Source organism: Fusibacter sp. QWL-12, from assembly GCF_058683495.1.
The window spans coordinates 1,426,714-1,452,450 of record NZ_CM178745.1 but is presented as its reverse complement, the minus strand read 5'-3'; the positions used below and the strand labels follow the sequence as shown (position 1 = coordinate 1,452,450).

The 25,737-nt window shown below is 34.9% G+C and carries 27 protein-coding genes; 24 read left to right on the top strand and 3 right to left on the bottom strand.

The window, feature by feature from the left end:
- The 12 genes from flgL (at window position 1) to AC4PID_RS07265 (ending at window position 11,574) form a co-directional block, all read left to right on the top strand.
- On the top strand, window positions 1–1,599 hold the full coding sequence (gene flgL / locus AC4PID_RS07320; RefSeq protein ID WP_492134916.1) for a flagellar hook-associated protein FlgL: 1,599 nt from the start codon (window positions 1–3) through the stop codon (window positions 1,597–1,599).
- A gap of 8 nt (window positions 1,600–1,607) precedes the next feature.
- Window positions 1,608–2,177 (top strand): DUF6470 family protein, encoded by a 570-nt coding sequence (locus tag AC4PID_RS07315; RefSeq protein WP_492134915.1) that lies wholly within the window; start codon window positions 1,608–1,610, stop codon window positions 2,175–2,177.
- Window positions 2,178–2,186: 9 nt separating this feature from the next.
- Window positions 2,187–2,633: a flagellar assembly protein FliW gene (gene fliW, locus AC4PID_RS07310; RefSeq protein ID WP_492134914.1), complete on the top strand. Its 447-nt coding sequence runs from the start codon at window positions 2,187–2,189 to the stop codon at window positions 2,631–2,633.
- A 2-nt stretch (window positions 2,634–2,635) separates the two neighbouring features.
- Entirely contained in the window at window positions 2,636–2,863 is a 228-nt protein-coding gene (csrA, locus tag AC4PID_RS07305) for a carbon storage regulator CsrA (RefSeq protein WP_492134913.1), read from the top strand.
- Between the two features lie 164 nt (window positions 2,864–3,027).
- The gene (locus AC4PID_RS07300) at window positions 3,028–4,209 is read left to right on the top strand and encodes a flagellin N-terminal helical domain-containing protein (protein ID WP_492134912.1); all 1,182 of its coding nucleotides are present in this window, start codon (window positions 3,028–3,030) and stop codon (window positions 4,207–4,209) included.
- Between the two features lie 92 nt (window positions 4,210–4,301).
- Window positions 4,302–6,359: a glycosyltransferase gene (locus AC4PID_RS07295; RefSeq protein WP_492134911.1), complete on the top strand. Its 2,058-nt coding sequence runs from the start codon at window positions 4,302–4,304 to the stop codon at window positions 6,357–6,359.
- Window positions 6,349–7,347, top strand: coding sequence for an NAD-dependent epimerase/dehydratase family protein (locus AC4PID_RS07290; protein ID WP_492134910.1), 999 nt, complete (start codon window positions 6,349–6,351; stop codon window positions 7,345–7,347). Before AC4PID_RS07295 ends, AC4PID_RS07290 begins: the two co-directional genes overlap by 11 nt.
- A 17-nt stretch (window positions 7,348–7,364) precedes the next feature.
- Window positions 7,365–8,498, top strand: coding sequence for a DegT/DnrJ/EryC1/StrS family aminotransferase (locus AC4PID_RS07285; RefSeq protein ID WP_492134909.1), 1,134 nt, complete (start codon window positions 7,365–7,367; stop codon window positions 8,496–8,498).
- Complete coding sequence (locus tag AC4PID_RS07280; RefSeq protein ID WP_492134908.1) at window positions 8,488–9,033, top strand: acyltransferase; 546 nt, start codon at window positions 8,488–8,490, stop codon at window positions 9,031–9,033. The genes AC4PID_RS07285 and AC4PID_RS07280 overlap by 11 nt, the downstream gene beginning before the upstream one ends.
- A gap of 86 nt (window positions 9,034–9,119) precedes the next feature.
- Window positions 9,120–9,689: an imidazole glycerol phosphate synthase subunit HisH gene (gene hisH / locus AC4PID_RS07275; RefSeq protein WP_492134907.1), complete on the top strand. Its 570-nt coding sequence runs from the start codon at window positions 9,120–9,122 to the stop codon at window positions 9,687–9,689.
- Entirely contained in the window at window positions 9,683–10,435 is a 753-nt protein-coding gene (locus AC4PID_RS07270) for an AglZ/HisF2 family acetamidino modification protein (protein ID WP_492134906.1), read from the top strand. The genes hisH and AC4PID_RS07270 overlap by 7 nt, the downstream gene beginning before the upstream one ends.
- A gap of 8 nt (window positions 10,436–10,443) precedes the next feature.
- Complete coding sequence (locus AC4PID_RS07265) at window positions 10,444–11,574, top strand: N-acetyl sugar amidotransferase (protein ID WP_492134905.1); 1,131 nt, start codon at window positions 10,444–10,446, stop codon at window positions 11,572–11,574.
- 57 nt (window positions 11,575–11,631) lie between these two features.
- Here the strand turns inward: AC4PID_RS07265 and AC4PID_RS07260 are convergent, their stop codons facing one another.
- Window positions 11,632–13,317: a flagellin N-terminal helical domain-containing protein gene (locus AC4PID_RS07260; RefSeq protein WP_492134904.1), complete on the bottom strand. Its 1,686-nt coding sequence runs from the start codon at window positions 13,315–13,317 to the stop codon at window positions 11,632–11,634.
- 105 nt (window positions 13,318–13,422) lie between these two features.
- A complete protein-coding gene (locus AC4PID_RS07255) occupies window positions 13,423–14,958 on the bottom strand; it encodes a glycosyltransferase (RefSeq protein WP_492134903.1) in 1,536 nt (511 codons plus the stop codon).
- Between the two features lie 93 nt (window positions 14,959–15,051).
- Between AC4PID_RS07255 and AC4PID_RS07250 the strand changes: the two genes are divergently transcribed.
- From AC4PID_RS07250 to hpf, 11 genes are all read left to right on the top strand, one after another.
- A complete protein-coding gene (locus tag AC4PID_RS07250; protein ID WP_492134902.1) occupies window positions 15,052–16,284 on the top strand; it encodes a DegT/DnrJ/EryC1/StrS family aminotransferase in 1,233 nt (410 codons plus the stop codon).
- A 54-nt stretch (window positions 16,285–16,338) separates the two neighbouring features.
- Window positions 16,339–16,926, top strand: a complete 588-nt coding sequence (locus AC4PID_RS07245) for an acyltransferase (protein ID WP_492134901.1) — start codon at window positions 16,339–16,341, stop codon at window positions 16,924–16,926.
- On the top strand, window positions 16,923–18,245 hold the full coding sequence (locus AC4PID_RS07240; RefSeq protein WP_492134900.1) for a nucleotide sugar dehydrogenase: 1,323 nt from the start codon (window positions 16,923–16,925) through the stop codon (window positions 18,243–18,245). The genes AC4PID_RS07245 and AC4PID_RS07240 overlap by 4 nt, the downstream gene beginning before the upstream one ends.
- Window positions 18,246–18,262: 17 nt before the next feature.
- A complete protein-coding gene (locus AC4PID_RS07235) occupies window positions 18,263–19,282 on the top strand; it encodes a Gfo/Idh/MocA family protein (RefSeq protein ID WP_492134899.1) in 1,020 nt (339 codons plus the stop codon).
- A 152-nt stretch (window positions 19,283–19,434) separates the two neighbouring features.
- Entirely contained in the window at window positions 19,435–19,833 is a 399-nt protein-coding gene (locus AC4PID_RS07230; RefSeq protein ID WP_492134898.1) for a flagellar protein FlaG, read from the top strand.
- Between the two features lie 20 nt (window positions 19,834–19,853).
- The gene (gene fliD / locus AC4PID_RS07225; protein WP_492134897.1) at window positions 19,854–21,746 is read left to right on the top strand and encodes a flagellar filament capping protein FliD; all 1,893 of its coding nucleotides are present in this window, start codon (window positions 19,854–19,856) and stop codon (window positions 21,744–21,746) included.
- Complete coding sequence (locus AC4PID_RS07220) at window positions 21,746–22,111, top strand: hypothetical protein (RefSeq protein ID WP_492134896.1); 366 nt, start codon at window positions 21,746–21,748, stop codon at window positions 22,109–22,111. Before fliD ends, AC4PID_RS07220 begins: the two co-directional genes overlap by 1 nt.
- A gap of 10 nt (window positions 22,112–22,121) precedes the next feature.
- Window positions 22,122–22,595, top strand: coding sequence for a flagellar export chaperone FliS (gene fliS / locus AC4PID_RS07215; RefSeq protein ID WP_492134895.1), 474 nt, complete (start codon window positions 22,122–22,124; stop codon window positions 22,593–22,595).
- Window positions 22,596–22,679: 84 nt separating this feature from the next.
- Window positions 22,680–22,859 carry a YjfB family protein gene (locus tag AC4PID_RS07210; RefSeq protein ID WP_492134894.1) on the top strand — a complete coding sequence of 60 codons (180 nt, stop codon included), beginning with the start codon at window positions 22,680–22,682 and terminating at the stop codon, window positions 22,857–22,859.
- Window positions 22,860–23,022: 163 nt separating this feature from the next.
- On the top strand, window positions 23,023–23,460 hold the full coding sequence (locus AC4PID_RS07205; RefSeq protein WP_492134893.1) for a hypothetical protein: 438 nt from the start codon (window positions 23,023–23,025) through the stop codon (window positions 23,458–23,460).
- A 75-nt stretch (window positions 23,461–23,535) separates the two neighbouring features.
- A complete protein-coding gene (gene hpf / locus AC4PID_RS07200) occupies window positions 23,536–24,066 on the top strand; it encodes a ribosome hibernation-promoting factor, HPF/YfiA family (RefSeq protein ID WP_492134892.1) in 531 nt (176 codons plus the stop codon).
- A gap of 395 nt (window positions 24,067–24,461) precedes the next feature.
- Here the strand turns inward: hpf and AC4PID_RS07195 are convergent, their stop codons facing one another.
- Window positions 24,462–24,833 (bottom strand): helix-turn-helix domain-containing protein, encoded by a 372-nt coding sequence (locus AC4PID_RS07195; RefSeq protein ID WP_492134891.1) that lies wholly within the window; start codon window positions 24,831–24,833, stop codon window positions 24,462–24,464.
- A gap of 265 nt (window positions 24,834–25,098) precedes the next feature.
- On the opposite strand from AC4PID_RS07195, the gene AC4PID_RS07190 reads away from it, so the two are divergent.
- Window positions 25,099–25,695 carry a DUF5317 family protein gene (locus tag AC4PID_RS07190; protein WP_492134890.1) on the top strand — a complete coding sequence of 199 codons (597 nt, stop codon included), beginning with the start codon at window positions 25,099–25,101 and terminating at the stop codon, window positions 25,693–25,695.
- The last annotated feature ends 42 nt before the right edge of the window (window positions 25,696–25,737 follow it).

Below are 25,737 nucleotides of genomic sequence, written 5' to 3'. Positions count from 1 at the left end.
ATGAGAATAACTAATACGATGCTTGTGAAAGACATGCTTTGGAATTCAAACAACAACTTAGTTGCGATGTCAAAAAAACAAACTGAACTTTCAACGGGCAAAAGAATACATCGTCCTTCTGATGACCCTGTTGGAATTACTCAGGTACTCAAATATAAAACCGATATTAGAGAGACGCAACAATATCAGAAAAATATTGATGATGCTCTTGGTTGGTTAGAGGTGTCTGAAAGCTCTTTAATGAATATTAAAGACATTTTGCAAAGAATGAGAGAGCTTGCAGTTAAAGCTGCAAATGGTACCAATACTGCTGCTGATCGAGATAAAATCAAATCAGAGATTTCTGAGCTACGTAAAGAAGTATTGGTTTCAGGAAATGCCACAAGTGCAGGTAGATATGTTTTTTCTGGACTTGAAACCAATAAGAAGCTATTTGCTGATGATGGCAGCTACAACATAGATTTGACCTCTGAACGAAATGATTTAAAGCACGCGATAGGTTATGAAGTGGCGGTAGGAGAAGTAATGACCGTTGGCGTTCATCCAGTAGACTTATTTGGAATCATCAATAGCAATAACTTTTTTGATGGAAAAATGGTTCGAGATACAGCTACAACTGGTAAAGCAACGCAGACACAATTAGTGGCTAACGTAAATCTAAATTATGATTTTTCAGCACCAGGTAATGTCCTTGATATTACTATTAATGGTTCTACTTATAACGTTGATGAAAGTATATTAGATCATTCACCCTTAAATCCAATGACTAAAGATCGATTGATTGCAGCTATATCAAGTGCATCTGACGGTGTTAATCAACTTGGGAATGTAGCGGATATCTATTTTGATCTAAATAATCAATTGGTAATTGGATCAAAGACCTACGGCGCTGCACAAACGATAACAGATACCACAGCTTCTGCTGGGTTTGCAACGGTTTCAATTACACCTGGAATCGATGGTACCACTGGAACCGTAAGTGGTACGGGTACTTTTACTGATGCTGACGTTTTAGCAGAAACAGGCACACATCAATTTGTGGTTCAAGTAGATGATGTGAGAAATGTGTTTACAGTTGATTTTTCGACATTAAATAATGTGGCTGATCTACAAACGGAAATGCAAAATCAAGTGAACGCTGTCTTCACCCCAGCTGGCCTAGTAACCGTATCCGCAGTGAGCGGTGGTACAATTGATTTTACGCTTTCTGGAACAAACGATGGGCAATCACATTCGATATCAACTGATTTTGTTGTTGCTAACAGTAGTGAAATGATAACGGATATTGATAACTTTATCAATGCATTGGCAACCAATGATGATGCTGGGCTGCAAACCGCACTTGATAAATTAGATTTGCATCTAGATAGAGTAATGACAGTCGCAGGTGAAATTGGTGGTAAGTCAAACCGTGTGGACTTTATCAAGAATAGAGTAGAAGAGAATGAAATTACCTTTACAAGCTTACTAAGTAAAGTACAAGACGTGGATATGGCTGAAGCGATAATGTATTTTAAAAACTTGGAGAACGTTTATAGAGCGTCTTTATCCGTTGGATCAAAAGTAATTCAACCGAGCTTGGTAGACTTTATTAGATAGGAGGCAATATGCCTATCCAAATTACCCAACAACCCTTAATTTTAAATGTTAGTACAACTCCTGCGAGTATTTCTCAGTCTGGTAACGCAGCTCTGACGCTGTCAATTAGCTCGGAGCAGCCATTATTAGAAATGCAAACGGTTAAGCCGCAAATCAGGATTGATCAGACTCAGCCTTTTGCAGAGGCGGGATTAAAAAATATTAGAGCCTTTATGGAGGACAATATTGCCTACTCAAGAGAAATTGTGCAGGGTGGTGTTTCAAGGATAGTGAGTCAGGGTAATGAGTTTATAAATATCCATACAGAAGTGGATCCAATACCTGAGCAAGCTTTAAATAATGCATATGATATGTTTGACAAAGAGTTCAATTATGCAGCTATTCCAACCACAAGGCCTACGATTACCCTTGAAAAGGGATCGGTTAATTATTCGCTTAAAAGAGGTAGTGTAACTAATAATTCTAGTCCACAACCCGTTAATTTGAGTTATACGCCTTATCAGGTTCAATTTTCTGTAAGTCAGTACAACTCTGTTAGTTTCAGGTATGAAGAACCAAAATTTAAATTTATGGTATAGGAGGCTACAATGTTGCTAAAAACTTCTCAATTTGGTGATTTAGAATACGATCAGGAAGCTGTAATTAAGTTTCCAAATGGCATCCCAGGATTTGACGATGAAAATGCATTTGTATTAATTCCTTCAGGTGATGTGAATTTCCCATTTAATACGCTACAATCAGAACATACACCTGAGTTGGCTTTTGTTGTAACCGATCCTTTTTTATTTGTTGAAAACTATGACTTTGAAATTTCTGAGTATGATGTTGAAGCGCTTAAATTACAGAGTGAAGAGGATTTGAAAAATATTATTGCCCTTAGTATTGTAACCATTCCAGACAATGTTGAAAATACGACCATTAATATTGTGGCCCCAATCATTATCAATACAAAGGATAAAATTGGTAAGCAAGTTTTACTTCACGAATATGACGATGTAAAATATCCAATTTTCACTAAGAAAAGTGAGGAATAATCATGCTTATATTAACTCGCAAAAAAGATGAAAGTATTATAATAAATGATAATATTGAAATTCAAGTTATCGCTATCGAAGAAGGAAAAGTGAAGCTTGGGATTAACGCACCAAAAAACGTAGAAATTCATAGAAGTGAAGTTTATGAGAAGATTTTAAGTGCAAATATTGAGGCGGTTAAGTCTTCGAATGGATTAAAGGTTTTATCTGAAAAGATGAAAAATAAATAGAGGCAGACACTAAGAATATTAATAACTTTTTTTATAAAAAAACTAAAGTATTTTAGAGATTCACCGATAATTATTTTAGATGACCACTTTATAGCGGCCGATATAGAGAGGCTCTCAAATTAGTCAGAAAGGATTCTGACTTTACAAACTCAAGGAGGAAAATTATGAGAATTAATAACAACTTAATGGCAATGAACACCCACAGACAATTGGGTATCAACAACGCTTCAGGCGCAAAATCAATTGAAAAATTATCATCAGGTTACAGAATCAACCGTGCTGGCGATGACGCTGCTGGTCTTGCAATCTCTGAAAAAATGAGAGGCCAAATCAGAGGTCTTGATCAAGCATCTAGAAATGCTCAAGATACAATTTCTTTGATTCAAACAGCTGAAGGTGCATTAAATGAATCTCATGCTATTTTACAACGTATGAGAGAATTATCAGTTCAATCAGCAAATGATACAAATACAGATGCTGATAGAACAGCACTTCAAAACGAAGTTAAACAACTTGTAAACGAACTTGATAGAATTGGTAATACTACTGAGTTCAATACAAAGAAACTTCTTGAAGGTTCTGCAAAAGGTGTTTCTGATCAAGTTGATGGTACAATTAGAGTTAACAACAACTCTTCTTTATCAATCGTAACATCTACTGCAGATTCTACTATCGCAGCTTCTTCAGCAGTAAATGGCGCTTATATGATTATCAGAGTTTCTGATGATGGTCAAGCAACTACTTACGCTGCAGGCGACTACAAAATCATTGGTCCTGACGGAAGCGTTTCGACTGATATCACATTAACAACTAACTCAATTGAGTTAACAACTGCAATTACAGCAGGTCAAGCAACTTCTCTTCAAGTTACTGGTTTAGATGCTAACATGAAAGTTGGCGAATCTATTACATTAGTATTTGGTAAATTTGAAGCTGCTGCAGCATCTCTTGGTACTTCAGTTATGGCTCAAATCGGTGCAAACTCTGGTCAAACAGCATTCGTTTCTATGGGTGATATGAGATCAGCTGCTCTTGGTGTTGACACTGTTGACATCAGTAGCAAGTTTGGTGCAGCTGTTGCAATCGAAACAATTCAAGGTGCTCTTGAAAAAGTTTCTTCACAAAGATCTGCACTTGGTGCTATGCAAAACAGACTTGAACATACTATTAAGAACGTTGATACAGCTGCTGAGAACTTACAAGCTTCTGAATCACGTATCCGTGACGTAGATATGGCGAAAGAAATGATGACGTTCACTAAGAACAACATCCTTACTCAAGCTGCTCAAGCTATGTTGGCTCAAGCTAACCAAGCACCTCAAGGTGTTCTACAATTATTGAGATAATTTTTCTCATGAAAAAAGCCATCCTCCCTTCGAGGGTGGCTATTTTTTAGGGATTTTATATAAAAGTCACTATCAAAGAATTAGGGGGACAAATGATGATACTTAGTATTTGTATGATGGTAAAAAATGAAGAAATGAATTTAAATAGATGTTTATCGAGTTTAAAACCATTGTTAGATCAAGTTGATAGTGAATTGATTATTGTCGATACGGGTTCTGAGGACAATACGGTAAAGATTGCATCTGAGTATACGGGTAAAATATATCATCACCCATGGAACAATAATTTTGCAGAAATGAGAAATATCTCGATTTCATATGCTACTGGCAAATGGGTTTTGATAATTGATGCAGATGAAGAACTGGAAAAACCAGAAGAAATCGTTAAATTTTTAAACAAACCTCATAATCCTAAAGTGACATGTGGTGCGATTAAACTTATCAACGTTCGAAGAAATCAAAAGGGTAGAGTCGCGACTGAATTATTATCTCAGCGACTATTTTTAAACGATGGCAATTTTCGTTATGAAGGTGTCGTTCATAATGTTGCTATAACAAGTGGGCTAACCGAGGAAATTGACAGCATACTATATCATTATGGCTATAATGCTGATGACAACGAACTAATGGAGAAGAAGTTTATTAGAACATCAACCTTGCTGATTGAAGAACTTAAAAAAAATCCTGATAATATCTATTATATTTATCAACTATCCGTAACCTATCATATGCATGGTGATCATAATAAATCTCTTTTTGAAATCAACAAAGCGTATGATAAGATTAAACATTCTAATAAGCTACTAAAACAGCATTCTTACGTAATTGTGCAATTAATTAAAAGTCTAATAATGAATGCTTATTATGAAGAAGCAATTAAAATATCAGATGTCGGTTTGAAAATCGAACCTGAGAATTTTGACATATACTTTTATAAAGCGAATGCCTTGTTTATGGATGGTAACAACCAGGAAGGTATCAAAGCATATGAAGCATACTTTAAACTGAAAGATAGATTTCAAGAACTTGAAATTAGAAGAGATTTGAGAGTACAGCTTGCAACAAATAATGAGGAATCTGTAGTGGAAGCATTAAATAATCTTGCAGTTGTTTATTATCAGGATAGTGAGTTTACTAAATCCCTTGATTATGTAAGCCAATTGATTCAGAAACACTCAAATAGTTTGGGCCAATTGAAAACCAAGATTGAAAAAATGTATCTTGAGCTTTGTATTAGAACTAGTGCAATCGATATAGCAGTAGAATATGTAAATAAGATGCCTCAATATACCAACCTTTTAGTCGAGTTAATTGAAACTTTTAGGAAGGATTCTAATAAAATTGTGGATAGCATCTTAAAATTTGATCATCCATATACAACATTGGTACAAATGAGAATTGCACAAGAAATCCAAAATTCAACACAGGATTTTCTTGTGGATGAATTTTTAGAAAAAGGAAGGTTAATTGAACATCCTTGTAATTCCGAATTCATTTATTTTGCTTTCAAATCAAATAAGAATATTAATCCTTTATTAATAAATTCAAGTGAAACAGAAATCTATGAGATGCTTGCTTTCTGTGAAAGTAAATATCAGGATTTATCTGAGGTGCTAATCAATTATATCGGATTATACAGTGCTGAAAATTTGGTTAATCTAACAGTCCAAAAAATGATATATAGGTTTTTAACGCTTAAATATGAAAGTGTAAAATCTGAACTCATTGTTCTAAAGTATATATCAACAGGTTTAAAACATATAGATACTAAATATTCGAGAGCATTTATTTTTAATCCGATATTCCCTAAGGAACTAACAGAGGAAGAATTATTCTTCATCTATCTTTTTAAGTCTTTAAGTTCATTCAATCCAGTAGAATTAGGACGGTATATCAAAACAATATCACATCAATTCTTAAGCATGTCAAATATTGTATCGTTCATATTGGACAAGTACTCTACTAATAGGACGATCAATGATGGATTAGCAAATTTAGAAAGTGAATTAATTGGGCAAATTAAAGTATTAATTGAAAATGGAAGAATCAACGAGGTACACTCTATTATTAATGAGGCCAGTCAATTAATAAAGAATAGTTTGTATTTTGATTTTGTATTAATACTACTAGGGGGAAACAATGATAAATAATAAAACAATTTTTATAACAGGTGGCGCAGGGTTTATTGGTTCAACCTTAATTGATCAACTTATAGATGAAAATCAGATTGTTGTATACGATAAATTAGAGCGGAACTCATTGCAATCTAAGAAATATGCCAATCATAAGAATTTAACCTTGATTGAAGGTGACATTTTAGATGGTGAGCATCTAAAAAAGGCAATGAAAGGCGCAGACATTGTGATACATGCGGCTGCAATTGCAGGTATAGATAATACAGTAAAGGATCCTGTAAGAACCATGACCGTTAATGTTATTGGAACTTACAATGTACTTGAAGCTGCAAAGGAAGTCCACTTAGAAAAAGGACTTGATCGTTTTGTTGAGTTTTCAACCTCTGAAGTCTTTGGTACACATGCGTATAAATCAGAAGAAAGTGACAATATGGTTACTGGCGTCGCTGGAGAAGCGAGATGGACTTACGCAGTAAGCAAACTAACGGGAGAGCACTTTACCGAAGCTTATCACAAAAAATATGGCCTTCCGACGGTTACAGTAAGACCTTTTAATATATACGGTCCAGGACAAATTGGAGAAGGTGCAATTCAGATATTTATCAGAAAGGCTCTAAGAGGGGATGATCTGCTTATTTTCGGTGATGGTACACAGATTAGAGCTTGGTGCTATATAGATGACATGATTAATGGATTGCTCGCATGTATCACAAAGCCAGAGGCGATTGGAGAATCATTTAATATTGGAAATGCCAGAGATATTACTACAATATACGGGTTAGCACAAACAGTTTGTAGAGTATTAAACTCTAAATCAAAAATCGTCTTCAGAAGTCCTTTGTCTGCTGATATTGATCTTAGAATCCCCAAAGTGGACAAAATGAATCATTTATTGGGAATAGAAGCACAAGTTGATCTAGAAGAAGGTATACGAAGAACGAGCGAATGGTATAAAGCAAATAATATTTTAATGCCGGATTATCCTGAAATGTTTAAAGCTTAGATTGAAAAGGTGAGCGTATGAAATATAGATTAGCAGACCCGAGGATAGATGACCATCAGATTAAAATGGTTGAAGATGTTTTGAAGTCAAAAATGTTGGTGCATGGTGCGTCATGTGAAACCTTTGAAGCAGACATAGCGTCATATCTTGGTGTAGAGAAAGAACAAGTGGCGGTAACTTCATCTTGTACAGCAAGCTTACATCTTGCTTTACTTTCTTTAAATGTACCTAAGAATAAAGCGATCATGGTACCTAGCTTCACTTTCCCTGCAACCGTCAATGTGGTTGAGCAGATAGGGGCAATACCAATTTTTGTTGATGTCAATGAGGATGATTATACGATGTCTGTCAAATCGTTGAGAAACACTTATGATTCATTTAAAAATGATTATGACATTGTTGGTATTATTGTAGTACATGAATTTGGTGCATCAGCAGATATGAATCAAATTATTGCATTTGCAAAAGGAAATGGACTGTTTGTAATTGAGGATGCAGCTTGTGCATTCGGTACTGAATTTGAAAAAAGTAAGGTTGGATTGCTTTCAGATATAGGCTGTTTTTCATTTCATCCCAGAAAAGCGATTACGACTGGCGAAGGTGGCGCAGTCGTTTCTAATAACAAAGACTTGATAAAAAAGTGTAAAACTTTTAGAAATCATGGTATGGATATGGTAAACGGTCATATTGATTTTGTCGTCCCAGGACTTAACTATAGATTGACAAATTTTCAAGCGGTATTAGGCATTGGTCAACTACAGCATTTTGATGACTGGATTTCAAAGCGAAGAGCACTACAATTAATTTATAGAACGTATTTAAAGCACCCAATGATTCATTTACCAAAGGATCAAGAGGGACATACATGGCAATCCTTTATGATTGTTTTAGACGATCGAGTTAATAGAGATATGCTAAAGGAAAACCTAAAATTGAAAGAAATTGAAAGCAATTACGGTGCCTATTCATTGCTAGAAACACAATACTACAAAGAAAAATATGGCAATTTATATGCTGAAAAAACGCCAATTAGTACAAAGCTTTACAGGCAAGGGCTATGTTTGCCTTTGCATCAAGGATTAAGTGAAGAAGACATTAAGACGATTTGTAATGAAGTGCTACTATGTCTAGAGGCAAGCTATGGATATTAATGAACTGATCAGACAAATTGAGATAAAAGAATCTGAACTAGAGAAGAAGTACAACCGTGTTTTACCTAGAAATGAGTATCTCAATGACCGTTGGGAAAAAGCAGAACGCTTAGGCTTTTCGAAAGGGGCAAACATATATGATTCGTCATATGTTTTTGGAGATGTCAAAGTAGGTGAAAAGACTTGGATTGGTCCATTTACATTATTGGATGGAACTGGAGGCCTTGAAATTGGTGCATATTGTAACATCTCCTCAGGGGTTCAAATTTATACGCACAGTTCTTTAGATTGGGTAATCACAAGAGGCAATGCAGAGTATGTCCATAGTAAGACTGAAATTGGTGATTGTGTTTATATTGGGAGTCAATGTGTCATTGACAAAGGTGTAAAAATTGGTAATCATTCTGTGATTGGTGCAAATAGCTATGTGAATAAATCGTTTCCTGATTATAGCATCATTGCAGGTACGCCAGCAAAATTAATCGGTACCATTGAAATCAGTGATGGTGTACCCCGATATAAGTTTTTTAAATAATGAGCTAAATATAGCGATAAAGTGAGATGAAGGGCATGATTGCAATAATTGATTATGGTTTTGGAAATACAGGATCAATAAAAAATATGCTAAAAAAACTAGGACATGAGTCTGTAATCACAAAGGATTATGAAGTGTTATCGATGGCAGACAAATTAATTTTGCCGGGTGTTGGCAGCTTTGATTCTGCAATGCAGGCGCTTGAAGATTGCGGCTTGATAGATATTTTGAATCAACTTGTCCTTAAAGATAAAAAGCCGATTCTAGGAATTTGCTTAGGTATGCAATTGATGACTAAGTCAAGTGAAGAAGGGAAACTAAAAGGTTTTGGTTGGATTGACGCTGAGACTGTAAAGTTTGACTTTGATAATAATCAGTATCGTATCCCACATATGGGATGGAATGAAGTGAGTGTTGAAAATGCCTCTGTAATTACAGAGGGGTTTGATAAGACTTTTAGATATTACTTTGTACACTCGTACTATGTCAAATGTAAGAATCAAAGTGATATCATTTTGATCACAGAGTATTGTAACCCATTTGTTTCTGGTTTTAAAAAAGACAATATCATAGGCGTTCAATTTCATCCTGAAAAGAGTCATCGGTTCGGTAAAAAATTATTGGATAACTTTGCAAGAATGGAGGGCATATGCTAAAAAAAAGAGTAATGCCTTGCTTACTATTAAAAGGTGAGTCACTTGTTAAAAGTGTAAAGTTTAAGGATTATAACTATATTGGTGATCCCATTAATGCAGTTAAGATCTTTAATGACTGCGAAGTTGATGAACTTGTGCTTTTAGATATAACAGCTACTACTGAAGGAAGAGAACCAAATTTTGATTTGATTGCAAAGATTGTCGATGAAAGCTTTGTCCCCCTTGCATATGGTGGCGGTGTAAAAACAATCGAGCAAATGGCTAAAATATTTAAAATTGGTGTTGAAAAAATTATTATCAACAGTCTTTTATTTGAAGATTCTGGAATGATAGCTAAGGCAATTGAGTACTTTGGTGCTCAAAGCGTAGTCGTATCTATTGATGTTAAGAAAAACTTGTTTGGTAAATATGAGGTGTTTCTCTATAATGGCAAGAAAAAAGCATCAAAATCATTCGAAGAGGTATTATCTCAACTAAATCAGTTGAATGTAGGTGAGGTACTTATCAATGATATTTCTAGAGATGGTATGATGCAAGGCTATAATTTGGACTTAATTGCTTATGCTTTAGAAAAACTAAATATGCCCGTTATTGCTATTGGCGGTGCAGGTGAATTGTCGGATTTAGAAAAAGCTTTTAATTTGGGCATACAAGCATTAGCAGCTGGGAGTTTATTCGTATATAAAAGCCAATTTAGAGGCGTTTTAATCAATTATCCAAATGCAGAAATCGAAAAAATGAGATGAGGTAACCTATGAAAGAATGTACAAGATGCACGTATACAGATGCAATGCCAAATATTGTTTTTGATGAAGAAGGTGTGTGCAACTATTGCAAACAATCTGATCTCTTTGATGAAACTTATCCCATTGGAGCAGAAGGTAGACAAAGATTAGAAAAGTTAGCTGAAGACATCAAGAAAGCAGGTAAAGGCAAGCAGTTTGACTGCGCAATAGGCGTTAGTGGTGGCTGTGATTCTTCGTATCTACTACATTTAATGAAGGAGCTGGGCCTTAGACCTCTTGCGGTACATTTTGACAATACTTGGAATTCTGCCATAGCAACACAAAATATTAAAACGATGCTAGACCAACTGGATATAGAGTTATTTACTTTAGTAGTTGATAATAAAGAGTATGATGATTTATATCGTTCATTTTTACTTGCGGGTGTTCCAGATATAGAAACACCAACTGATATTGGACTCGCTACGACGATGTACATCGCTTGTGAAAAATATAAAATTAAGTATGTAATTGATGGGCATTCATTTAGAACAGAAGGCATTACCCCTTTGGGTCACTTGTACATGGATGGCAAGTATATTGAAAGTGTTCACAAAGCATACGGCAAACTACCTATGAAAACATTTCCGAATCTGTGGTTTCATAAATTCTTGAAATGGATGGTTTTTAATAGGATAAAAAGAGTAAGGCCACTGTATTATATTGACTATAACAAAGCAGAGGCTAAAAAATTCTTACAAGAAAAATATGGATGGCAATGGTATGGCGGTCATCATTTAGAAAATCGATTTACTGCTTTTTATCATAGCTATTTTATGCCTAAGCGATTTAAATTAGATCAAAGGGTAAATGAGGTTGCTGCTTTAGTTCGACACGGTCAAATGACGAAAGAAGAAGGCAAAGCGATGTTGGCAGAGGCGCCTTTTTTAGAAGATGGTGTGTTTGAGCTGGTTAAGAAAAGACTTGGTTTTTCAGATGACGAGTTTGAAGAAGTGATGAATCTGCCTATTAAAACTTATAAGGATTTTAAAACGTATAAACAATTATTTGAAAGATTAAGACCGTTCTTCTACGTTATGCAAAAACTTGAATTGGTTCCAAAATCATTTTATGAGAAATATACGATTAAGCATGACTAAATAGTGATTTATCAAAAAAATATGTAAGCATGGGAGCTAGCTCCCATGCTTATTTTGCTATCTAATGAGTTGTAATATACTTTGAGGTGCCTGATTAGCTTGCGATAGCATCGCTTGATATGTGCTAGTTAAGATGTTCGTTTTAGTAAACGTCATCATTTCCTTAGCCATATCGAGATCACGAATTCTAGATTCTGCAGACTGAATATTTTCTGTCGCATTATCTAAATTTTTAATAGTGTGTTCCAGCCTGTTTTGCATTGCTCCATAGACGGTTCTAATCCCCGATACAATGCTGATTGCAGAATCAACTGCGCCAATAGCACTTTGCGAACCAGTTACAGTGGTATAGTCCAATTGGTCGATTCCCAGTCCCTTTGCAGTCATATTCGCTTTAACCATTGTGACGTTTTGACCGGAGTTCGCACCAACCTGATAATAAAAATCAGGGTTACTACTGCCCTTGTTCAAAAAGTTCAATGCATAATGCGTGTTGACATCAGAGAGACCAGTACCATTGGTAATGGTCTGATCAAGTGTAAGCGCACTTGTTGATCCTTTTACAGAACCATTTGTTATCGCTCCAGAAACAGTGTTTAAAAAGTCGCCACTCGTATTAAGATAACTGAGGACACCGTTTGCACCATTGTTGTTATACCAGGCGATAAATGCGGCAACTGTTCCAAAATCAGCAGAGCCGGTTGCAGCTGCGAGTTCAGTTCCTGCAATATTCTGAGTCGTGTTTGCAAATGCTTGATCTAAAGTGTCTCCAGCTTCAAGTCGATCAATAAATGCCGAAATACCACCATCGGTGATCTCATGCAATACTTTTACAGCTTCAAAAGCAGAGCGATAATCACCATCAAATGGATCAACTAAATTGACATTATGATCAGTTACAGCAAATAAGTTTCCACCTTGGATTGTCATTGCTAAACCTTCAGTGAACCAATTTTCATTGGCTTCACCACCACCAGTTGTTGCATAAGGCATTTCAGTAAACTGAAGCGCATGAACAACTTCATGTGCGATCAGAGTATCCAGAACACCTTCAGATTTTAAGTTGCCAGAGCCATCGAAAAATGCGTAGAGATTAACACTCAATGTTAAAGTAGCCCCACCATCAGCTGTTCCCATTGAAGCGCCAGTTGTAGAACCAGAATCATAATAATAACTTATGCTCATTGGTCTATTGACCGGGCTATCTGGGAGATCAATTCCAAGTTGATTGCTTATGGCAACCAAACCATCATTAATCCAACCTGGTAGCTTTGAGGATAACACATCTAAACTGGATTGAGAAATACCTGCAAAACTAGACGCGGTATTTGAATCAAGTAATTTGATGGTGTTAAACTCAGTTGTGTTAGCTACTACATCAACCTGTTTAATCAACTGCTGAATTTCAATGTTGATTTGACCTCGATCACTTTCTGTTAGGGTGCCATTTGAACTTTGTACAGCGAGTTGCCTCATTCTTTGAAGCATATCGTGAACACTTGATGCAGCACCTTCAGCAGTTTGAATCATCGAAATCGCATCTGTAGCATTTCTTGAAGCCTGACTTAAACCTCTGATCTGACCTCGCATCTTTTCTGATATCGAAAGACCAGCTGCATCATCTGATGCTCGGTTGATTCGATACCCGGAAGAGAGCTTTTCTATCGAGTTTGCTTGGGCTTTAACTGCTAAGGTCCCAATCCTTTGGGCGTTTAGCGCACTGAGATTATTGACTATTCTCATCTCTACCTCCTTGTAGCGGCTTAAGCAAAACCCTATAAGATATTATCGGCATATTTTTAAATTAAGGTAATATCTTTTTTATCAAAATTTATCAAAATCTGATCATTATATAGACTTGTAAATTTTAAGCAATTGAGCACCAATGGTTTCTAATGTGTTGTTTCTTTCAACGTATTGGCGACCTAATTTAGAAAGCTCACTTCTAAGGTCAAAGGAGAGGATTAGTTTTTCAAGTTGAGCTTCAACCGTATCAACCGTTACATTTAAAACAGGAATCGTTTCATTATGAGGGGTCTGGAAAGAAGGATTAATAAAAGTAGCAACACATCTTCCCATTGATAAGCATTCCATTGTTAAGCTACCATAAGTACCTATAATTAGCTCATCTAAGACGATGTCTGCATTTCCATACTGTTTCATGGCCTCATCGTGATCTGTTTTCTCAATTCTATGATAGTCGATTGCATATTTTTTTTGTAAGTTTTCAATCGCTTTCTCGAAATATACGGAACCTTTAACTGAGCGATTGGTTGGTGCGTGAACAATCCGGATTGGATCGTGATGGACTTGCGGTTTATAGCTGTATTTCTCAGTATCAATAGGCAATCCTAACATATGAATTTGCTTGTAATAGGGTTCTACGTAAGATCGCATTTCATAATCATTTACGATACAATGATCAATCCAAGTTGAATAAGCTTTAATATTATGCAGAATCTGATCGCCATTTAAGGAAGATAAATAATCTTCCGCGTAGGACCAGTATTTGTGGTGAACTCTTGCGATTTCAGGAACTCTGATTTCAGAGCCTAAATTATGCATAAATACGCGCTTACCTAACTTCTTTAATGGAATTACATCGGTGCTTTGAGGCATTAAAGTTCTATTAAAGATGAAATGAAAAACATCATAATCACTAATTAAGTCAATGGTATTTAATAAAAGATAAGTCTGGCGATCTTGATCATTTAATTTTGAAATATCAATCGACAAGTCACAAGTATATCCAAGATAGCTTGGATAATAATTGATACCAAAAACTTCATACTCCTTTTTACGGAAATAATCTAGGTATTGTGCCATATGGTTTGCAATTTCAATAGGCGCATAGAGTATTTTAAGCTTGTTGTCCGCATCGATTTCTTTAAGAGTATTAGGTTTTTCAATTGTGATATATTCTGAGGGATCAACATCAGTATTTGGATTGAGGAGTTGATCTTTTATATATAGCTTCTCTTCTGCTAAATACTGTTTAATCAATTGAAACTCTTCTTCATGAACGTTGTTGTATCTAAGTTGTAAGATTTTTTCATTGATTTCATCTCGGGCGTCAGATTCCATACAGACTAGCTTTGCACACTGATAGTTTTTTAATGCTAAGATGCGATTTCCACTTATTTCATAGGCATATGCCAAATTATAGAACAAATCAACATGAACTATATTCTTAATATGAAATTCACCATATTTGATACATTCATCTGTCTCACCTATAAGAATTAAAAGCGTTGTCATTATAGAAGCTTCTCCAGGAGTAGGAGAGGAAATAAGATGATCGTGAGTTTCAACCAACTGAATGGCAGACTCATAATCGCCAGTATTTATTAACTGGATTAGCTCTTGTTCAATAGACCCGTTCATAAATCGCTCCTTTTACCAATATTTACTTAAGTTTATCATAGATTTGCCGATAATTAAACTAAGTGAAAATGAGAGAGAAGGATGGAAATGCTTATGTCAGAATATAAAATTCCTTTAATAGATTTAAAAGAACAAAGTGCAAGATTAGGAGATGAGTTATTAAGTCGCATAAAGAACGTAATATTATCTGCGCAATATATAATGGGCAATGAAGTTAAAACTTTTGAGGAAAATTTTGCAAAATTTATCGGAACAAAGCATGCGATTTCATGTGGAAATGGAACTGATGCCCTTGTACTTGCATTAGAAGCCCTTGGTATAGGAAGTGGCGATGAAGTCATCACGACGACTTATACTTTTTTTGCCACTGCTGAAAGTATAGCATATGTTGGTGCAAAACCGGTTTTTGTTGATGTTGATCCAGAAACTTTTAATATGGATGCTGCTCTAATTGAAAAATCAATTACGCCAAAAACAAAAGCCATCATGCCAGTACATCTCTTCGGACAAGCTTGTGAAATGGACGAGATTATGGCAATTGCAAGTAAGCATAATTTATATGTGATTGAAGATGCTTGCCAAGCGGTTGGTGGCACCTATAAAGGACAAAGACTGGGCACGTTTGGCGATGTGGCTTGCTTTTCATTCTTTCCTACAAAAAATTTAGGCGCAGCAGGTGATGGTGGCATGATCGTAACTTCTAACGATAAAATTGCTACAACCTTAAAGGCGTTAAGAGTGCACGGGAGCGGAGAAAATGGTAAGGCAGCCTATACCTATAGAAACGAGGGCAGCTTAGAAGCATTAAATCGTGATACAACTGAAAGTGTAAACTCAGATAACACAGTTTATAATGCCTCAAAATATTATAATTACATTGTTGGTCATAATTCTAGATTGGATGAGTTACAGGCAGCAGTATTAAATGTCAAATTAGACTATTTAGAAAAATGGAATGAGCGAAGACTTGAAATTGCAAAGAATTATTCGGATCAACTTTCAAGTGTTCAGAATAAAGGGCAATTTAAGGTGCCTTATGCTTCGAATGATGTGAAACACGTTTATCATATGTATATTTTAAAAGCTGAAAATAAGGAGGCGCTAACGGATTATTTGGCTTCAAAAGGCATATCGACGGGTATTTATTATCCAGTTCCTTTACATCTACAAAAAGCTTTTGAAAATCTTGGTTATGAAGTGGGTGACTTTCCTGTTGCGGAGTATCTATCAAAAAGGACTTTTGCGATACCGATGTATGCAGAATTAACGGATGAACAACAGGCATATATCGTAAGTACGATTCATAACTACGCCAATAACATTTAGCCAAAAAGTTCTATCATACAGTAGTCTATTTAATTGAATACTTTGGAGGAGACAATGTCAGAAAAAACATATTTTGTTCATGAATCAAGCTATATAGATGAGCCTTGTATTATCGGAAAAGAAACTAAGATATGGCATTTTTCTCATATTATGAAAAATTGCGTTATTGGAGAGAAGTGTAACATAGGCCAAAACGTGGTAATATCACCTGAAGTCATTTTAGGCAACAATGTAAAGATACAGAATAATGTATCTGTTTACACAGGTGTCATATGCGAGGATGATGTATTTCTAGGGCCTTCTTGCGTTTTTACCAATGTTATTAATCCAAGAAGTTTTATCGAACGAAAAGATGAATATAGAAAAACAATTGTAGGAAAAGGTGCGTCTATTGGTGCAAATGCAACTATCGTTTGTGGTCATAACATAGGAAAGTATGCTTTTGTAGGTGCAGGTGCTGTTGTTACAAAAGATATTCCAGATTTTGCGCTTGTCGTAGGAAATCCTTCAAAGGTGATTGGTTATGTTTGTATGTGTGGCGACAGGCTAGATACATCTAAAGCCAATCCAATTATCTGTGATTCTTGCGGGAAAAAATATGAGATGAGTGATGGTAAGCTATCGTATAAGGAGTCTGTATGAATGAGATGAAGCAATTACTTTTAGATAGAATTGAAAATAAAACAGCAGTTGTCGCAGTTATTGGACTAGGGTATGTTGGTTTACCTCTTGCTGTAGAGAAAGCAAAAGCAGGTTATCGAACGATAGGCTTTGATGTTCAAAAAGAAAAAGTTGATATGGTGAACAAAGGAAAAAACTATATTGGTGACGTAGTTGATAGTGATTTAGAAGAAATTGTTAAGGCTGGAATGCTGAGTGCAACAAGTGACTTTTCTATCGTATCAGGAGCAGACTTCATTGCTATTTGTGTACCAACACCACTTGATGATTACAAACAGCCGGATATAAGTTATGTCAAAAATTCTACTGTAGAGATTTCTAAATATCTTCAGCCAGGTACCATTGTTGTTTTGGAGAGCACAACTTACCCTGGAACTACAGAAGAGCTATTATTACCCATTTTAGAGTCGGGAAGTGGTCTGAAATGTGGTGTTGATTTCTATCTTGCATTTTCACCCGAAAGAGTAGATCCAGGAAACCTTTTATACAAAACTAAAAATACACCAAAAGTAGTCGGTGGTGTTGGTAAAGACGCCACAGAGATTGCTGCAGCAATGTATCGAAGTGTTCTTGAAGGTGAAATTTTTGAAGCCTCTTCTCCTAGAGTTGCTGAAATGGAAAAAATTCTAGAAAATACTTATAGAAACATTAATATAGGACTTGCAAACGAAATGGCCATAATTTGTAACAAAATGGGTATAGACATTTGGGAAGTTATAGAAGCAGCCAAAACAAAACCCTACGGATTTCAAGCGTTTTATCCAGGTCCTGGATTAGGGGGGCATTGCATTCCTCTTGATCCATATTACTTGAGTTGGAAAGCCAGAGAATATGACTATCATACACAATTAATTGAAACTTCAGGTATTATAAATGATGCTATGCCAGGCTATGTAATTGAAAGATGTAGTCACATATTAAATCGATTTAAGAAGCCACTTAATGGTTCGAAAATACTAATCCTCGGTGTTGCCTATAAACAAGATATAGATGATTATAGAGAAAGTCCTGCCTTAAAAGTCATTGAAAATTTTATATCCTTTGGCGCTGAAGTAGAATTTTTTGACCCATATATAAGAGAATATCGTTACAAGGGTGAATCGTTTGTCGGTCTTAGAGAGTTGAACTCTGAAATAATACAAGGCAAAGATTTAATAGTAGTTACAACCGCACATACAAACGTTGATTATAAATGGGTTCAAGAGAATGCGAATTATATTTTTGATACGAAGAATGCGATGAAAAATGTAGTGATTAGAGATAATATTGAAAAACTATAAATTCAGTGGGGTATTTCATGCAAAAATTAAGAATGGCCATTTTAGGTTGTGGCAGGATATCATATAAACATATTGAAGCAATCGTTCAAAACAAAGAGGAGATCGAGTTGGTGGCAGTTTGTGATCTTGTAGAAAGTCGAGCAATTGATAGAAAAAATCAATATGAACAGACAATAAGTGATTCAAATGTTGCTGTCTATACAGATTATAAATTGATGCTAAAAAATGAGGCTATCGATGCGATCGCAATTGCAACTGAAAGTGGTTATCATGCGGAACATGCATTTTATTGTTTAGATTTAAAAAAGCATATCCTAGTAGAGAAACCTATGGCGATGTCTGTTGAAGATGCGCGACAAATGATTGAATCCGCCGAAAAAAATGGTGTTAAACTCGCCGTTTCACATCAAAATAGATTTAATGCACCTATTCAAAAGTTACGACGTGCAATTGAAGAGGATAGATTTGGTAGGATTATTAATGGAACTGCAAGAATATTATGGACAAGAGATGATGGCTATTACAAACAAGCATCTTGGCGCGGTACGAAAGAACTTGATGGCGGTACTTTGATGAATCAATGCATTCATAATATCGATTTGCTTCAATGGATGATGAATTCTGATATTAAACGCGTTCATGCTGAAAGAGACACCTTTTTACGACCTATAGAAATGGAAGATTTCGGCGCACTTTTACTACGATTTGAATCAGGCGCAATAGGGATCGTTGAAGGAAGTGCTTGTGTCTATCCGAAAAATTTAGAGGAGACATTGAGTATTTTTGGTGAAAAGGGGACGGTAGTAATTGGGGGGCTGGCTGTAAATGAAATAAAAGTATGGCAGTTCGAGGATGAACGAGATTACGATCACATAGATACTGATGTAAACGTTGACTCGGTATATGGTATAGGTCATACACCTCTTTACAAAGATTTTTATGAAGCGATCGTACAAAATCGAAAACCCTATATTGATGGAAATGATGGTATAAGAGCACTTGCAATCATTAAAAAGGCTTACGAGATTACTGAATAATATATTTTAAAGGAGTCATAAATTGTAATCATCTATATGAGTGACGATATTTGTGGCAAGTTTGAATTTTAGTACTCAAAAATTAAAGATTTTTGATATAAATGCCGATATTATCAACAGAATATAATGTTCCATGGAGAGGAGAACGCATTATGAAGATAAATCAAGTCACAATAGGTGTTAATCAGACTAGTAATGTAGGCATGGAAGCCAGCATCAAAAATGGTGATCAAAAATTACAAACTCAATCTCTAAAACCGACTGAAAGATCACAGAGTTCAAATGCCTCAAAGAAGAACGGAAAAAACGGAGAATCCGCTCAAGTAGATGAAGAAATTCTTCAAAAGTCAGTTGAACAAGCTAATAAGTCACTAGAACAATACAATAGAGTCATCGAAAGAGCTGTACATGATAAAACACATGCGGTCATATACACAGTAAAAGACAAAGTAACTGGAGAAGTTATTCAAGAATTTCCTTCAAGAAAAATTCAAGATATGATTGCAAAGATGTGGGAGTTGGCAGGTTTGTTCGTAGATGAACGTGCATAGATGAGTAAGGAAGTGATGATATGGCAGTAACAAGATTAACTGGATTAACCTCTGGTATAGATACAGACCAAATGGTCAAAGATCTAATGAAAGCTGAAAGCGCAAGGCTTGATAAGGTTAAGAAAGAGCAAACTTACGTTTCTTGGCAACAGGAAGCTTATAGAGATATTATTACCAAAGTAAGAGCATTGCAGTCTAAATACTTTGATACACTAAACCCAAAGAAAAACATTAGTTCCTCTTCAGCATTTGGTATGTTTAGTTATAAAGTCACTAGTAATGGCGTTGCTTCTACAGCGGTTGATGTAACTGCAAATGCTGATATTACATCAAAAAATTATACCATCGATAGTATCACACAGTTGGCTACTAAAGATACCATGTCAGGTGTGGCGTCTGGGATGCGTGGTGTAACTACGAGTGGATTTGATATGGCGACATTTGAGACGGACATGAACATGGAAGATTTCAGCATGTCTCTCAGCATTGCAGGAAAAACAAAAGTGATTTCGGTTGCACAAAGTGAATACACAGGATTGACTACAGAACAGTTTAAAGATCTCTTGAATACAAAGATTTCAACAGAATTTGGAGCTGACTATACCAATGTTGTTTCAAATGTAAATGGAGAATTAAAGTTTGACCTTGCTGGATCGAATGTAAAAGTATTTAATTATACTGGAACAACAAGTTTAACAGCATTAGGATTTACAAGTGGACAATCAAATTATGATTTTTCAACTAAAACAGTTGGTGAACTTTTTGGATTAACAGATACTGACTTAACCAATCTGAGTGTCAATGGCACTACATTTTCACTTTCCGCTGATGATACTTACTCTACTATGATGAGTAAATTGAATAAAGCAGGAATTGGTGCAACTCTCACATATGATAGTATGAAAGACAAGTTTAGTTTGACTTCGAATACTGAAGGCAGTTTAAACAACATTGAAATCGAAAGTGGTTCTACCACTGAAGCTTTTTTCTCCAAGATTTTTGGTGTATCTGACTTCACTTCTCCAGATTATGTTAGAGAAGAAGGAAAAAATGCTCTGTTAAGCATTAATGGTGTATCTGTAGTTCAAAGTAGCAATACGTTTAGTATTGATGGCTTGACATATAATCTTAAAGAAACCTCAACAGATCCAGTTGATATAGCAATTTCTGTCGATAAAACTTCTATTATTGACAATATAAAAGAGTTTGTGACAGAGTTTAATAAGCTTATCGACGATGTTAGCACCAAATACGGTGAAAAGAGATATTATGATTATGAGCCTTTAACGGATGATGAAAGAGATGCACTTTCTGATGATGAAATAACAAAATGGGAAGAAAAGGCAAAATCTGGTGTCATAAGAGGATCCTCTGAGTTAGATACTTTTATATCTAGATTGAGAAATGCGCTTGTTGAACCTGTTGATGGTGTTGGAGTTAGTTTAAGTTCGATTGGTATTACAAGTAATAGTTATCTTGATAAAGGGAAGTTATCCATTGATGAAACAAAATTATCAGAGAAACTAGAGACGAATTTTGATGATATTGTCAATTTATTCTCTCAACAATCAGATCAACCTTATTTGACTGGGAATTCTACTGAAAGATATAAAGAAAGTGGCATAGGATCAAGATTAAATGATATTATGAACGATTATGCTAGAACAACACGTGATGATAATGGTAATAAAGGTATTTTAGTTAATAAAGCGGGTGTTCTAAATGATGCAAGTGTTCTAACAAATGAATTAACCAAAAGAATGTTGGATTATGATACTAGAATTTCTACATTAGAGGATTATCTTGCAGATAAGGAAACCTACTATTACAATATGTTTTCAGCGATGGAAACTGCGATGTCGAGATTACAATCGCAAGCAGATTCTTTGGTTAATATGATGGGTAGCAGCTAATGGATACAATAAAATCTTTAATTGATCAATTAATGAAGGAAACTAAAATAATGCAAAATGCTCTAAGAGCTGGTGATCTTGAGGTTGCTCTTGAAGCACTGAATGAAAGAGATCAACTCATTAGTTTGCTAGAACAGTTAAATGTTCCTGAAAGAGCCAATACTATCAAAGAAATTTATCCAGAATATGAAGCAATTGATAAAGAATGCAAAACTTTGATTGCAGATTTAAAGAATGAAACAGAAGCAGCATTTTATAAGAACAGAAGTTTAAAACACCAAACTCATAAGAATCGAATTGCACATGATAGGTATAGTAATAACGCTTTAAGTGAATTTGGTTCCAAGATTGATAATAGAAAGTAGGAGGCATAATATGGCAGTCATGAACCCATATAATTATTCAAAACCTAAAAATTATATAAGGGTGGAACCTCAATCTAAACAAGAGACTGGGTTATTGTCGAGTGAAAGAAAAGTCAGTTCAGTTACTGACAAAATGGATCAGTATCTCGAGAGTAAAATCATAGCAGCGAAGCCTGAGGAGTTGACCTATATGCTCTATGAAGGAATGGTCAAGTTCATTAAAAAGGCGCTACTTTTCTTGGAAAGTGGTAATCATGAACAGGTGAATTACAATACACAAAGAGCTCAAGCCATTGTTGATGAGTTAAGAAGTACCCTTAATATGGATGTTCCTCTGAGTGCGAGTTTAGATACTTTGTATGAATATTTAAATTATAAATTGTTGCTGGCAAATGTTGATAAAAGCGAATCTCATTTCAATGAGGCACTTGAAATTGCAGAGAATTTCAAAGATACTTGGAAAGAAGCTTTCAACATCAAGTAAAGTTTACAAAGAGTTTTTATTTAAGTAGTCTGTTTTAAGGTATAATTTGAGTATAAGATTACTTAATTGAAAGGAAGGATGCGAATGAATATACAACCTTCTGGATATCAGGCTCAAATGCTTACTAGTGTTAAGCAAGCGTTAAATGTTTCAATGCTAAAAAAAGTAATGAACCAGGATGCCCAATCAGTAGACAATATAGTAAAAGCCATGGAACAATCCGTATCACCACATTTAGGACAAAATTTAGACATTAAGCTATAATTAATAAGGTTAAGCGCTTGCTTAACCTTATTTGCATTTTTGGATAAGAAAAGTAAGTAATGAGAGTCAATTTGATTTATAATATTAGAAAAGTAAGTGTGTATTTTACTATTTGGATATAAGAGTAGCTCAAGTATACTCCAAAAGATAGTGGGGGAAAACAATGAAGATTATTCAAAGTATTGAAGATGTTTTAATGGAAAAAATTGTTTTGCAAAAGCAAATCATCATTAGATACCGAGAAATTGAACAGCTGACTAAGGCAAGTTCTTCTGATGAATCAATTCAAATGAGTCAATATTTTGGCGAAATAGATAGCAGTTCTGATAAAATGATTGAATTAGATTTGATGTTTTCCAACTACTTTGATCAGTTTAAAAGAGCAATGAACATTAAATCACTCGATGAATTAGATCAAGCACAGCAAAAGTCATTTTCACTCATCCAACAGTTAGTAGCAAAGGTCAATTCGCTTCAGGATCAAATCAATTCTTTGAAAGAACTTTGGGCTGAGACCGAGATTTCTCTTAAACGGACCAAAGGTGAAAATAGACAAAAACAAAAAGTATCAGCTGCTTATAAAAACATAAATAAATTATAAAAAAATATCTTTTACTTGGTTAGTGAAACCTATGGTGGGTATAATGCTAATATCAAAAGTAAAGGGGTTGAGCTTATGAAAGTAAACGTGACAGGAAGAAACCTAGTTATTACTGATGCTATTAGAGAACAAGTAGAAAAGAAATTATCAAAATTTGATAAGATGTTTAACAGTGACATCGAAGCGAGCGCTACATTTAGTGTACAAAAGAATAAACACATTGTGGAGGTGACTATTCCCCTTAAGAATGGGGCTTTATTTAGAGCAGAAGCAATTTCAGATGATATGTATATGTCAATTGATGAAGCGATAGATCGCATTTCTAAGCAAATGAAAAAACATAAGACAAAACTAGAAAAAAGATTCCATGCAAATGATTCTATTCGTTTTGAAGAGATCCCAGATGCAGTTGAACCTATAGTTGAGTCTTCAATCGTTAAAACCAAAAGATTTGGTGTTAAGCCAATGGGACCAGAAGAAGCCGTTTTACAAATGGAGCTTCTAGGTCATGACTTTTTCGTATTCTTAAATGGTGATACTGAAGAAATAAACGTAGTTTACAAACGTAAAGATGGCGATTTTGGATTAATCGAACCCTATTTATAATTAATAGACATTATAACTAAATAATTATAGCCGAGTTGTATCGTTAAGATATTACTCGGCTTTTAAATTTTTTGTGAGTCGCTAAGCTGTTTGAAAAGCCAAAAAACCAAAGTATGTTGTGCGACACTTTGGTTTTCTGATCTTCTAAGATTTTATAGATTATTCTTTATGTAGGTAATGCAGGTCTCGCAGATATAATGCTCCTTAAATGTAATGACATCATGTTCTTCTCTGCAGATTTTACAATAGCTAGTGATTGCCTTTGTAGGATTGTTATTCACTTTCATTTTACATTTCCCCCTTCTATTTACAAATATTAACATTTCACTTTAAAAGTATAACATTCATAAATAGATGACGCAACCGCATTGACAGAAAATTATAAAAAAATAATTTTATTTTGTTTTGTATTTATATCGATTGTAAATGTAATCTGCAAATTCTCGTATCTTTAGTAGTTCACTTAATGGCAGTTCATTGATTTTTTCTTGAGGTAAAAATGCAAAGTCTATGTCTTGGTGCATATTCGTATGATATTGATACTGCTCATAGCTCTCGCTAACGGACTCATTATAAACATAGCTTATCAGATAGTCAGGAGGTAAACCAATGAGATTGGCATATGCTTTGACAAAATTTATATCAGGATCTCTCAAATTATTCTCATAATTGCTTAATGTGGTATTTGAAACATTAAGTTTGTTAGCCACCTCTTTTTGACTTAAGTTATAAGCTTCACGAATAGATTTTAGTTTTTCACCAATCATAAAATTTACCTCAACATAACGATTAAAGAAATTTTATCATAGAAGGATGTGGAAAAAAGAGAAGTACACAAAACGTGAAATAGAGCTACGAAAGTTCACATAAACGGAAGTTTATAAAATGTTCATACAATTGTCGCGAATCATTAAACCTAGGATGCTATAATAGGAATCGCCTAATATAGCATTATTTGAATTAACTGTAATTTGTGATAAAATAAACTGTATGTAACGATACTAGTATTTATAACCGTATAAGGAGTGTGCTATGTATATTGAAGCAATTATATTAGGTGTCATCATAGGAATGGCTCGAAACGGTAGAATAAGCAACTTTTTTGAAGTACGCTTCAAAGGCTGGGGATTAAGTATTTTAGCATTTTTAATATTTTTAGTGCCTTATGGGATAAAAGCATTTGGTATGGACTTTGAAAATGTTGAAGTTTTTCCATTTGCAGCGATGGTGGTAATCGGCATTATTACACTTCTAAATTTTGAAAAGACAGGTATGAAAATCATCTTTTTAGGACTGGCTCTAAATCTAGTGATTATGGGCTTAAATGGCTTCCAAATGCCTATTGATACACTTAAAATGACTGATCTAGGCTTCCATTCATTCGTAGAGTCACTTGGAAATGGTGAAGTGGTTAATTATACAGCACTTGAAGGTGCACATAGCTTAAGTGCGTATCTTGGTAAAGTAATCGAGCTACCTAAAGCATATCCATTGGCAAAAGTGCTCAGCATTGGCGACATTCTCATCAGTATTGGTATCATTGTATTGATTCAATATGAGATGCTATTGTCATCACTAAAAAGCAGGGGCTCAATGGTACAATTTAGTTATAATTCTAAGATTAGATAAATTTATTAGGCTATCGCGAATGGTAGTTGAGCATAAATAGAT

What these genes read in the sequence shown, in the direction of transcription:
- flgL (WP_492134916.1), top strand. Translation starts at nt 1, where the DNA reads ATGAGAATAACTAATACGATGCTTGTGAAAGACATGCTTTGGAATTCA.
- AC4PID_RS07315 (WP_492134915.1), top strand. Translation starts at nt 1,608, where the DNA reads ATGCCTATCCAAATTACCCAACAACCCTTAATTTTAAATGTTAGTACA.
- fliW (WP_492134914.1), top strand. Translation starts at nt 2,187, where the DNA reads ATGTTGCTAAAAACTTCTCAATTTGGTGATTTAGAATACGATCAGGAA.
- csrA (WP_492134913.1), top strand. Translation starts at nt 2,636, where the DNA reads ATGCTTATATTAACTCGCAAAAAAGATGAAAGTATTATAATAAATGAT.
- AC4PID_RS07300 (WP_492134912.1), top strand. Translation starts at nt 3,028, where the DNA reads ATGAGAATTAATAACAACTTAATGGCAATGAACACCCACAGACAATTG.
- AC4PID_RS07295 (WP_492134911.1), top strand. Translation starts at nt 4,302, where the DNA reads ATGATGATACTTAGTATTTGTATGATGGTAAAAAATGAAGAAATGAAT.
- AC4PID_RS07290 (WP_492134910.1), top strand. Translation starts at nt 6,349, where the DNA reads ATGATAAATAATAAAACAATTTTTATAACAGGTGGCGCAGGGTTTATT.
- AC4PID_RS07285 (WP_492134909.1), top strand. Translation starts at nt 7,365, where the DNA reads ATGAAATATAGATTAGCAGACCCGAGGATAGATGACCATCAGATTAAA.
- AC4PID_RS07280 (WP_492134908.1), top strand. Translation starts at nt 8,488, where the DNA reads ATGGATATTAATGAACTGATCAGACAAATTGAGATAAAAGAATCTGAA.
- hisH (WP_492134907.1), top strand. Translation starts at nt 9,120, where the DNA reads ATGCTAAAAAAACTAGGACATGAGTCTGTAATCACAAAGGATTATGAA.
- AC4PID_RS07270 (WP_492134906.1), top strand. Translation starts at nt 9,683, where the DNA reads ATGCTAAAAAAAAGAGTAATGCCTTGCTTACTATTAAAAGGTGAGTCA.
- AC4PID_RS07265 (WP_492134905.1), top strand. Translation starts at nt 10,444, where the DNA reads ATGAAAGAATGTACAAGATGCACGTATACAGATGCAATGCCAAATATT.
- AC4PID_RS07260 (WP_492134904.1), bottom strand. Translation starts at nt 13,317, where the DNA reads ATGAGAATAGTCAATAATCTCAGTGCGCTAAACGCCCAAAGGATTGGG.
- AC4PID_RS07255 (WP_492134903.1), bottom strand. Translation starts at nt 14,958, where the DNA reads ATGAACGGGTCTATTGAACAAGAGCTAATCCAGTTAATAAATACTGGC.
- AC4PID_RS07250 (WP_492134902.1), top strand. Translation starts at nt 15,052, where the DNA reads ATGTCAGAATATAAAATTCCTTTAATAGATTTAAAAGAACAAAGTGCA.
- AC4PID_RS07245 (WP_492134901.1), top strand. Translation starts at nt 16,339, where the DNA reads ATGTCAGAAAAAACATATTTTGTTCATGAATCAAGCTATATAGATGAG.
- AC4PID_RS07240 (WP_492134900.1), top strand. Translation starts at nt 16,923, where the DNA reads ATGAATGAGATGAAGCAATTACTTTTAGATAGAATTGAAAATAAAACA.
- AC4PID_RS07235 (WP_492134899.1), top strand. Translation starts at nt 18,263, where the DNA reads ATGCAAAAATTAAGAATGGCCATTTTAGGTTGTGGCAGGATATCATAT.
- AC4PID_RS07230 (WP_492134898.1), top strand. Translation starts at nt 19,435, where the DNA reads ATGAAGATAAATCAAGTCACAATAGGTGTTAATCAGACTAGTAATGTA.
- fliD (WP_492134897.1), top strand. Translation starts at nt 19,854, where the DNA reads ATGGCAGTAACAAGATTAACTGGATTAACCTCTGGTATAGATACAGAC.
- AC4PID_RS07220 (WP_492134896.1), top strand. Translation starts at nt 21,746, where the DNA reads ATGGATACAATAAAATCTTTAATTGATCAATTAATGAAGGAAACTAAA.
- fliS (WP_492134895.1), top strand. Translation starts at nt 22,122, where the DNA reads ATGGCAGTCATGAACCCATATAATTATTCAAAACCTAAAAATTATATA.
- AC4PID_RS07210 (WP_492134894.1), top strand. Translation starts at nt 22,680, where the DNA reads ATGAATATACAACCTTCTGGATATCAGGCTCAAATGCTTACTAGTGTT.
- AC4PID_RS07205 (WP_492134893.1), top strand. Translation starts at nt 23,023, where the DNA reads ATGAAGATTATTCAAAGTATTGAAGATGTTTTAATGGAAAAAATTGTT.
- hpf (WP_492134892.1), top strand. Translation starts at nt 23,536, where the DNA reads ATGAAAGTAAACGTGACAGGAAGAAACCTAGTTATTACTGATGCTATT.
- AC4PID_RS07195 (WP_492134891.1), bottom strand. Translation starts at nt 24,833, where the DNA reads ATGATTGGTGAAAAACTAAAATCTATTCGTGAAGCTTATAACTTAAGT.
- AC4PID_RS07190 (WP_492134890.1), top strand. Translation starts at nt 25,099, where the DNA reads ATGTATATTGAAGCAATTATATTAGGTGTCATCATAGGAATGGCTCGA.